Here is an 8,983-nt window from a genome sequence, read left to right on the forward strand (position 1 = left end):
TCATTGGTTTTCTCACAGGATGGTCTTGGATCTTACATTCTTTATCTCTAGCACATCTTTAGAAAAATGGTATAAGGAGTCTGACCAGCTAATCCAGAGAATGTCGTCTGAAATCACCAAACTCATGCTTCTACCTCCAACTCTTAAATCTTCTGTCCAAATCGTAGCAGCCCAAGTAAAGTAGCTAAGGACAGGAAAACGCAGCCATATTACGAAATCCAAGCTCCGCTCCACATAGCAGCCTGATAGCGTCTGAGGTCGGCTTTACAAAACTTTGGACGCTGGTTCCACCACAGGGGACTTTCACCCCATAAGTTCACGCCCATGCCGGGCGTACACATGCCTCCGTTGGTGCAGACGGAACAGAGGTTATCTGTGAGAGTTCAAATATAGCAATCCTAAATGATTCTACTCGTTACCAGGAAGAGCCTGGTAACGCAGATCCGGAGACTCTGCCTCGATTATCTCCGGCGAGGCAGAGCAAGAGTGACATTGATTCCCAGGCGTTTCGCCTGGGAACCAGTTATTGAAACTGATTTAGGATTGCTATAGTTATTTGTTACATCTAAAGAAGTTATCTAAAGAAGTTGTTTGTTACATCTAAAAAAGAAGGGTCTTGTTACTTAGCATTCACCCAGTAGCTGGATGAGTGGCTGAAATAATTTCACACTGCTTAAATCTGGATGCTTCTACACCTTAGAAAGAGAATCTGAGGGCTTTCTGAGGAAATTATAGTGATTTGATAATGAAATTATTCATAAAACTTACATATTTTGAGCCTTTGGGAGGATGAGGAATTGATAGCAACCAGATAGAATGAAAGATCTCTCAGTTAACTCTGAAATCTCTAACCTGGCGTATTCCTTTAGCTTAGGGATTTGCAAGATACAATCTGCAAGGTTCTATGTATGAGACTTCTGATTATTGAAGATGATCGAGATACGGTAGCCGCCCTGGTTAGCTTTTTGTCAGCCCAACTGTTTACAACCGATGCAGCTCATAATGCCAAATCAGCACTGGCATTAGTTGAGACGAGCCAGTATGACCTGATCGTGCTGGATGTAATGCTGCCAGGATTAGATGGCATCAGCCTCTGTCGGCAACTGAGAACGCAGAATCAGCGTGTCCCTATTTTGCTACTGACGGCAAAGGATGATCCGGCAGACTGTGTGGCAGGCTTTGAGGCAGGGGCCGATGATTATGTCACCAAACCCTACGAGCGATCGGAACTACTTGCCCGAATTCGCGCGTTGTTACGACGAGGCGACACTGAGTTAACGGAGGTACTCTGCTGGAGCGAGTTGCAGCTTGACCCAAATCATTGTCAGGTAACTTGCCAAAGTAAACCTCTACACCTCACGCCTAAGGAATACAAACTGTTGGAGTTATTCTTACGGCACCCACTTCGACTTTTTGATCGACAAACGCTGCTCGATCGCATTTGGTCGCTTGATGAATGCCCGGGCGAAGAGGCAGTCACCACCCAGATTCGTGGATTGCGGCGAAAGCTCCAAATGGCAGGGCTAACGTCTAATCCGATCGAAACCTTATATGGTTTGGGATATCGATTGCGATCGTTGCCTGAGAAGCGGCAGGACGATGAAGAGATGAGAAAAGAAGGGAATGGCACTCTTCATTCCCAGTCTGACCATTCCCAGTTTGACCATTCCCAGTGTGATAGCACTAGCGGTATGGATGCTGACTATACCGCAGCAGTAGCAACGATTCAGCAGATGTGGCAGGGGTTTCAGGAGCGATTGCAGGAACAACTCGCAACGCTGGAGCAGGCGATCGCCCACCTTACAACAAACTCTCTCGACCCCAACCAGCGGCAGCACGCCCAAACCATTGCTCATCGGCTCATCGGCTCTTTGGGAGCATTTGGCATTCCACACGCAGCAGAGCTTGCCCGTCAGATCGAACGTGTTCTAAACGTCTCAACGGCTGTGTTGCAATCGGAGTCAGCGGTTCAACTCGAAACGCTGCTTCAGCAACTCCGGTGCATTACCCAGCGATCGCCTATGTTTGCTGTGCCAAGTAGCGAAGGCGCGGGGACAGGGAGACACGGAGATATGGAGATAGAAGAGGACACGGACACACGGGGGTACGGGGATACGGGGAATCGAGAAGTACTCGCTGCGTCCTCTATAGTCTTTATGATCGACGACGACCCAAACATACTTGAGCCAATGCAGGCAGAGGCTCCTAACTGGGCTGTTCATCTGGAAACGGCTAGCGACCTGATCAGTGCCCGTGAGCGGCTGCAATCCCCTATGCCGAATGCGATCGTGCTAGATCTTACCTTTTCTAACACCACGGAAAGCGGGTTAACCCTACTGGCACAGCTTAAGCGTCAGTTCCCGACGATTCCGGTAGTGGTGCTGAGCGGGCAGGGTGATTTGAGCAAGCGCGTGGAAGTGGCTCGTCTGGGAGCGAATGCCTTTTTGCAAAAACCCGTGATGCCCTCTGAAGTGTTCCAGGTCGTCACTCAGCTTCTCAACCCGATCGAGGCGATCGCTGCTAAACTGCTGATTGTGGATGACGATTCAGTCTTATTAACATGGCTGCAAGCCAGCCTGGAACCGAGAGGGTTTCAAGTAACGGCCTTAGCAGACCCAACTCTGTTCTGGCAATCTCTGGAAGTGACATGCCCGGATCTACTGCTGCTGGATGTCTCGATGCCAGGATTCAATGGTATTGAACTATGCCAGGTGGTCAAGAGCGATCCGCACTGGAGCCAGTTACCTGTGTTGTTCCTTTCCGCCCATTCCGATGCTAATACCCTACATCAGGCATTAGCCGTAGGAGCAGATGATTATGTCTTGAAGCCAATTGTAGAAGCCGATTTGATTCAGCGCATTTTGAAACGACTGGGAAAACTATCTGATTCATTCACCGTTGAAAAGAGCAGACCCTGAGGAGAAAACAAGTGAACTGAGAACGGCTGTATTCACAATAGGAGCTCTGCCATGACTAATGACCAGGCTGTGTTAGACCAACTGTTTGCAGGCGGCGGTGAAATGGGTGCGCTGATGCGAGCACGCTTCGCGTGTACTGAAGTTAACGCCGACTGGCCGCAAACCTCGTTAGGTTTACCTGAGCATTGGTCACAAAGCTTAAAGACTGCTCTTCGCATTGTGCTGACATCGCGCCAACCGATGTTTGTCTGGTGGGGCGAAGAGTTGATCAACCTCTATAATGATGCCTACAGTTCTTTCCTCCAAAACAAACATCCGGCAGCCCTGGGGCTTCCCGCTTCCCGCGTCTGGCATGAGATTTGGGATCAACTTGAACCTCGGATAGAATCGGCAATTCGCAAAAATGAGGGAACGTTTGACGAAGCGCTGTTGTTCATCATGTTGCGGAAAGGCTATCCAGAGGAGACCTATGTGACGTTCTCCTACAGCCCCATCCCCGACGATCGTGGCGGCACAGGCGGTATTTTTTGCGCCTGTACGGACGATACCCAGCGCATTGTCGGTGAGCGTCAGTTAGCGCTGTTGCAGGAACTGGCAGCCAGAACGGCAGATGTCCGTACTTTCGATGAAGTCTGCACTCTCAGTGCTAGCTGCCTGAAAACCAATCCTTACGATCTTCCCTTTGCGATGATTTATCTCATCGAGCCGGAGCAACAACAGATTGTTCTGGCAGGGACATCTGGTATCGATCGAGACCACCCTGCCGTTCCTCAAGCCGTTGCGTTTGACGATGATTCGGCTTGGCAGCTTGCAGAGGTTGTCAGAACCCAAAAAGCCCGCTTGATTACGGATTTAGAAGCATCGTTTGACAACTTACCCACGGGTGCCTGGCAGCAAATACCGCATCAAGCCGTTGCCATACCCATTGCGGCATCCGGTCAGACCGGAAAAGCGGGCATTTTGGTGGTTGGGTTAAATCCGTTCAGGCTGTTTGACGGCAACTATCGAGGCTTCATCGATTTGGTTGCAGGGCAAATCTCAGCCAGTCTTGCCAATGCGGAGGCTTATGAAGCAGAACGGAAACGGGCAGAAGCATTGGCGGAGCTAGACCGCGCTAAAACCGTTTTCTTCAGTAATGTCAGTCATGAATTTCGCACACCCCTGACACTCATGCTCGGTCCCCTGGAAGATGCACTGACGAGTTTAGAGGAGCAGGGGAGTGGGGCAGGGGAGGAGCAGGGGAGTGGGAGGATAGATGAGACTCCATCGCCCTACCTACCCACCGACTCACCGACGCTAAAATACCAACTTCAGGTTGCCCATCGTAACGCCCAACGCTTACTGAAACTGGTCAATACACTGCTGGATTTCGCGCGAATTGAGGCAGGGCGGATTGCAGCAGTCTACGAGCCAACAGACCTGGCGATGTTAACAACCGATTTGGCAGGGGTATTTCGCTCTACGATCGAGCGTGCAGGTTTACGGTTACGGGTAGACTGCCCCCCGCTGCCTCAGCTTGTGTATGTCGATCGCCAAATGTGGGAAAAGATTATCCTCAACTTGCTTTCCAACGCCTTCAAGTTCACCTTTGAGGGTGAAATTGTTGTCAGTTTGCAATGGGAAGAGAGGAGAATGCTTCAAACGCCGAGTTCCGAAGCTGACGCTTCCACCTCAGAACTCAAAACTTCGAGCTTAGAACTCAAAACTTCCACTTCAGAACTCAAAACTTCGAGCTTAGAACTCGATGCTTCCACTTCAGAACTTGACACTTCAAGCTTAGAACTCGACACTTCGAGCTTAGAACTCGACACTTCCACCTCAGAACTTGGAGTATCGCGATCGCAACTTGAACCGTCAGCCTCTACCCTTCACACTTCTCCTTCCTTCCTTCCTCATGTCATTCTAGAAGTGCGAGATACGGGTACGGGCATTCCCACCGAAGAACTGCCTCATATCTTTCAGCGATTCCATCGGGTAAAGGGGACAGCCGGACGGAGCTATGAAGGGTCAGGAATTGGCTTGTCCTTAGTGCAGGAGTTGGTGAAACTGCAGGGTGGCAGCATTCGAGTCAATAGCGTGGTGGGTCAGGGAACCGGTTTCACGATATCAATTCCCACGGGATACAGTCATTTGCCAGGCGATCGTCTACAGCTACAACACGGCGAAGACCAACTCATGGGTGCAGAGCGTTCATTTGCCTCCATAGAGACAAGAGCTACCCCTTATATCGCAGAAGCGTTGGGCTGGCTACCAGACGAAAGGAGTGAACAGGTCGATGAGTGGATGCGTGAAGCAGCACACCACCCATCGACCCGTCCACCCACTCACCCGTCCTCCCACTCACCCGTCCTCCCTGCTCGCATCCTCCTCGCTGACGATAATGCCGATATGCGCCACTATATGAGGCGTTTATTGAATCAACAGTATGAGGTAGAAGTCGTGCCGGATGGAGTCGCCGCCTTAGCCGCCATTCGGCAGCAGAAGCCCGATCTGGTCTTAACTGATGTGATGATGCCTCGCCTCGATGGCTTTGGATTGTTACAAGCGCTCCGGGCGAACCCAGACACTCATCAGATTCCAATCATTCTGCTGTCTGCCCGGGCTGGAGAAGAATCGCGGATTGAAGGACTGGTAGCTGGAGCGGATGATTACCTGATCAAGCCCTTTTCGGCGCGGGAACTGTTGGCGCGAGTTGAGGCAACGCTCAAGATGGCTCTGATGCGTCAAGAAGCGGCGCAGCAAGAGCGGGAACTGCGGCTGACCAGTGAGGCGGCTCAACAGCAGGCTGAGGCTGCCTACGACCGCATTAATGAGTTGCTGGAAAGCATGACGGATGCGTTTACTGCGCTCGATCGCGACTGGCGGATTATCCACCAAAACGCGGCAGCGCAACGAATCAACGGCAAACCACTGACAGAAGTGCTGGGAAAAACACACTGGGAGGAATGGCCCGCATCAGTCGGTACAAACCTAGAGCATCAGTACCGACGGGCAATGGCGGAGCAGATTCCGGTTCACTTTGAGCATCACTACTACTTGCCGCCCAGCTATGATGTCTGGCTGGAGATTCACGCCTACCCTTCTGAGGAGGGGCTTGGCATTTTCTATCGAGATATCACGGCTCGCAAGCAGTCTGAGGAGGCACTGCGTGTCGTTCACCAACGTCTGACGTATCACGTCATGAACTCTCCACTCGCTGTGATGGAGTTTGATTCTGAAGCGCGTGTCGTGCAGTGGTCACCGCAGGCGGAAAACGTTTTTGGGTGGAAAAGCCAGGAGGTGCTTGGCAAACGCCTGATCGATATGGGATTTGTCCATGCTGAAGATGAAGCAGCCGCTCGCCGAGAGGTCCTTGAAGCCCTGGTGAATGGGGATAAACAATCCAAAACGATGTACAACCGCAACTATAGCAAAGATGGCTCAATTGTTTACTGCGAGTGGTATAACTCTGTCTTGAAGAATGAGGCAGGTGAGTTGATATCTATCCTGTCACTTGTCTTAGATGTCACCGATCGCAAACAAGCAGAGGAGGCACTGCGCGAGAGCGAAGAGCGGTTCCGGGCGATCGTCAATCAGGCAACCGCAGGCATTGGCCAATGCAATATGTCGGGTCAATTCATCCTGGTCAACCAGAAATATTGCGAGATCACAGGCTATTCCAGGGAGGAGCTGTTACACAAGCGGATGCAGGGCATTACCCATCCTGACGATTTACCTCACAACATGGAGCTATACCAGCGCCTAGCCAGCGAAGGCATTGACTTTACCATTGAGAAGCGTTACATCTGCAAGGATGGTTCTGAAGTTTGGGTAAGCAACAGTGTGTCACCCGTTCGGGATGCATTCGGTCAAGTTCAATTTTCGGTTGCAGTGGTGGTGGATATCAGCGATCGCAAACGAGCGGAAATTGCCCTCCAGGAAAGCGAAGCCAAATTCCGGGCTGCTTTCGACCAAATGTATCAGTTTGTCGGCTTGCTCACCCCCGATGGCATGTTGCTGGAAACCAATCAAAATCCACTCACCTTCGCGGACGTTGAGCATGAGGCTGTCATTGGCAAACCGTTTTGGGAATTCCCCTCCTGGAATGCCACCGCCGAACTTCAGGAAATTGCCAAAACGTTAGTCGCTCAGGCTGCCGCCGGACAGTTTTTCCATCAAGAAGTCAACCTTTTCGATGCCAGTAGCAACCTCCACACCTTTGATGTATCCGCAAAACCCGTCTACGCGATCGAGACCGATCAAATTCTCTGGGTGATCGTTGAGGGGCGTGACATTTCTGCCCAGGTGCGGTTGCAAAATTCCCTGCGCCAAGAACAGGAGCGATCGCTCCAGCTAATTACCAGCAGCGTAGACGGCATTGTTGCCTTTGAGGCTGACGGCTGTTGCACCCTCTGGAACCCTGCAATGGAACAGATGACCGGACTGCGGCAGGAAGATGTCATGGGCAGACGTGGAGTAGACGTGTTTTCCCTTCTCCTGGACGCTAAAACATTGCAAGGCTTTCATCCCGGCATCGAAAAAGCCGTCACGATCTTGGACTTTCACTTTACCCACTCCAAAACCAGACAGCGCCAGTGGATCGAAGCCCGCTATTCGCCGCTCCACGGTGGCAGTGAGACGCATAACGGCGGGCTGCTGATGGTGCGGGATGTCACTCAACAGCGTGAGCTAGAACGGATGAAGCGTGAATTCATTTCCATCATCAGCCACGAAATTCGCACACCGCTTTCCTCAATCCGGGGGGCGCTGGGACTCGTGGCAACCGGAGTTTTGGATGACGATCCCCCAACGGCGAAAGAGATGCTGGGCATTGCCAACAAAAACATCGAGCGATTGGTGCGACTGGTTAACGATGTTCTGGCACTGAGCCGACTGGAGTCAGGACAGGTAGAACTGAAAAAGCAATGGTGTGAGGCGGCGACTCTCGTGCAACAGGCATTCTCCAGTGTGCAAAACCTGGCAGAAGCAAACCAAGTTGATTTGCGATCGTTCACTGGAAACATTCAGGTTTGGGCAGACCCGGATTGGCTAGTGCAAGTGCTGGTGAATTTAATTAACAATGCCGTCAAATTTTCTCCTGCTGGAACCACCGTCTCTGTTAATGTAGAACCACAACCTCAGCAGGTTTTATTTCGAGTCACCGACCAGGGGCAGGGCATTCCAAGTGAGAAGCTAGAAACCATCTTTGGGCAGTTTCAACAGGTTAATATGTCTGATTCTCGCCAAAAGGGGGGGACAGGATTAGGGCTGTCAATCTGTCGTCTGATTGTGCAACGGCATGGTGGACGCATCTGGGCAGAGAGTGAATTAGGGAGGGGCAGCAAATTTTACTTCATGCTGCCAATACCCGACTAAATTTCCATGACAAAACGTGTTCCAACAGTTGGAGTAACCCTAAATATAATGCCCTCTTCTTATGGCGATCGATGCATTCTTGTCGTTGACGACGAACCTGAACTAAACCGCATTGTTAAAGTTACGCTAGAACGACTAAAGGGTTGGACGGTTCTAACATCTGAGTCTGTACAAGCGGGACTAGAGCAAGCAAAAGGACAGCATCCTGACGTGATTTTGCTGGATCTCAATCTGGATGGGGGTTTGCTGGATCTCAATCTGGATGGGGGGGGGCTGGCTCTGCTGCAAACTTTAAAGACCAGCCCAATCACGCAGTCGATCCCAGTGATTTTGTTCACTGCAACCGACCTATCAGACGATCGGCTAGAATTGTGCCCTTTCGACCTTGCTGGAGTCATCTTCAAGCCGTTCAATGTTTTGCATCTTGCCGATGAAATCATTAAGCAGTTGGGGTGGTAATTCCCCGATTTGGAGGCGAATCTTACTAATTGGAGAGCGAAAAATTTCAGGGGAGTTCGACTGAGGGAAAGCAAGCTCATGCACATCAACTAAGCTGCTACGCAGCTAAACCGGATAAACAGCATTGCCTTTGTTTTTGATTTTTCGTCCCCATCGAATAACCAGTTCTCCTTCATTTATACCATTTTTCTAAAGTTATGCTAGAGTTACCTGAAAAGTAAAGGAGAATATTAAAATGTCTGGGCGTCCTC

The 8,983-nt window shown here is 50.8% G+C and carries 3 protein-coding genes; all 3 read left to right on the forward strand.

Going from position 1 to position 8,983, the window contains the following annotated elements:
* Positions 1 to 908: 908 nt before the first annotated feature.
* From QUA80_RS32480 to QUA80_RS32490, 3 genes are read left to right on the forward strand one after another with little or no spacing between them, the layout of a single operon-like run.
* Positions 909 to 2,918, forward strand: a complete 2,010-nt coding sequence (locus QUA80_RS32480) for a response regulator (protein WP_333429033.1) — start codon at positions 909 to 911, stop codon at positions 2,916 to 2,918.
* 51 nt (positions 2,919 to 2,969) lie between these two features.
* Positions 2,970 to 8,273, forward strand: coding sequence for a PAS domain S-box protein (locus QUA80_RS32485; protein WP_333429034.1), 5,304 nt, complete (start codon positions 2,970 to 2,972; stop codon positions 8,271 to 8,273).
* 6 nt (positions 8,274 to 8,279) lie between these two features.
* Complete coding sequence (locus QUA80_RS32490; protein ID WP_333429035.1) at positions 8,280 to 8,732, forward strand: response regulator; 453 nt, start codon at positions 8,280 to 8,282, stop codon at positions 8,730 to 8,732.
* Positions 8,733 to 8,983: the final 251 nt, after the last annotated feature.

Source organism: Microcoleus sp. F4-D5 (genome assembly GCF_036704885.1).
Taxonomy (GTDB): Bacteria; Cyanobacteriota; Cyanobacteriia; order Cyanobacteriales; family Microcoleaceae; genus Microcoleus.